Origin of the sequence: Haloferax profundi, from assembly GCF_001469865.1 — an archaeon.
GTDB classification, from domain to species: Archaea; Halobacteriota; Halobacteria; order Halobacteriales; family Haloferacaceae; genus Haloferax; species Haloferax profundi.
The window spans coordinates 1-2,038 of record NZ_LOPV01000247.1; the positions used below are offsets into that span (position 1 = coordinate 1).

Consider the following 2,038-nt stretch of genomic DNA (forward strand, 5'->3'; position numbering starts at 1 on the left):
TGCCCACACAGTACGTCTCTGGTCGTCACCATCGTTCACAGGTCGAACTGCGGTAACACCGCCTTGTTCGGTCGCCCCGCCGTTGAACATGAGCGGCGAATCGTAGGTGTAGAACCACGTTTCACCGTCTGCTAATTCTCGAATTGGTGATGAAAGGATGTTCTCGACTCGTTCTGCCCAGTACGTCTCTGTGTCTCCAGGACGGACAACAAATACTGGGAACGAGCCCTCTTCTTGCGCTTTTCGGAGGTTTGTGAGTACTTTTGCGGGTTTCCCAGGTGTCGACGTCTCAACCTCAATGGCGAATGTCTCCTCTAACTCGGGATGAGTCGCTCGTGCATCAGGCATCTCACTTCCGTCCTGCGACAGAATCGAGACGGTAAAGCCGAGTTTGGAGAGTTCTTCTTCGACCTCTAAGAGTGCTGCATCGTGGTCCTCTCCACCAGCGGATCGAACGTCTCCAGTATCTGGCGTTGAAACATCTTCACCCGCGTCACTCAGCCGGATGATTACTTCGTCAGCATCCATATCAATGTCCGTCTCGAGTAGTCGCGAGCGCTGTCGGATACTCGCTAACTCGTCGTACGGTGGGACCTCGGCTTCAACCTCAGTGAACAACCGCCGAAGTTCGTCGTCAACTGCTTCGACTGCAACCCACCCGTTTTCTTCACGGACATCGTTTTGGAGTTGAATACTCCGAACAACCTTCGCGAGAACAACGTCTAACTCGTTGTCAGTAACGTTGAGAACCTCTCGGAGCTCGTCGGGTGTCTGTGTACTCGGTGCCGATGACTCAGAGACACCAAACTCGTTCTTAGTGCGCTCGTGTATCGTTGACAGTGTCTCTTTGAATTCTGCTTCTTCCCGTTCAGAGAGTGGATAGTCGCTTTCTGGATGACCCGCTGGGATCGGCAGTGGCTTGAGACTCAATGGGAAGGGTCCAGTCTGGTTGAAGTTCGGGCTCGGGAGCTTCGCAATCCATTCGCCACGAGGCAGCGACCCAATTCGGTTGGTGAAGTCCTCGGGGCCCATCCCCTCGTGAGACATCGCTTGGGCTAGTTTCCGGTCGACGCTGATTTGGCCGACGAGTGAGCTTCCGATGTTGTTCAGGGTGTTCAAGTAGACTTTCCGCCCACCTTCGGCTTCGATCTGCTCAGGGTATTGCATCGACAGCCCGACCGAGAGTCGGAACGCCCGGCCCTTTTCTAACAGATCATTCATCAAGCCAGAGACAACGACCGAGGAGGCTTCGTCGACGAAGAGATTGACGACGTAGTCATCCGGGTAGTCATTCACCTTGCGCTTTCGCTCCTTGAGCGCCTCGTAGAGATTCGACAAAACCACACCCGTCACGAGCCGGGAGGCTTCACCCGAAAGGTCGCCAAGGTCTAAGAGGATGATTTTGTCCTCGTCAAGGATGTCACGGAAGTCAAACCGAGGCTCCGTGTTGTTGAACATTGGTATGAGGTTATCGTCCAGCGAAAGGTGGGCAAGACGAGATCCGATGCCGCTTACTCTCATCGAGAATGAAGCCGGGTCAAGTTCGAGTAATCGCCGAAGCAGACGTGTGACTTCCTCATTACTCGATTTGGGTAAGTCTTCGAACGTTGGGTTCGGTGGTCCCGCCCTCGTGAGTTGGTCAACTGCGTACTCCAACTGCCGGTGGGCAAAGTAGTCGGTAGACTCTCGATACAACCCGTTTTCTCGACCATGCTGTTCGTCAAAGAGCGCCTTGATGAGGACTTTAATCAGGGTCGGAGAGCTGATCGCCGAGTCATACTTGTCTTGACCAACGGCAAGTTTCAGAATCTGTTCGTAGTGGTTGGCCTTCTGTTGGACTGCATCGGTACGTCGACTCCCATTCTCTAAGGCGGGTTTGATGTTGAAAAATGAGAACCCAGGGAGCACATCCGGTATCGGGAAGTGGATAACGTTCTCTTCGAGGTCGGTTGTTCCGAAGCGCCGAGCGTGTGCTCGCATGTAGTTCTCAGCCATTCCGTCGCCTTTCGGCTCGATGGCGATGACTGGTCCCTCTGTA

General features: G+C 54.0%; 1 pseudogene. It reads right to left on the minus strand.

The annotated features are described in order from the left end of the window. Positions 1–2,038 (minus strand): annotated as a pseudogene (locus tag AUR66_RS22590) (conjugal transfer protein); the annotation flags it as partial.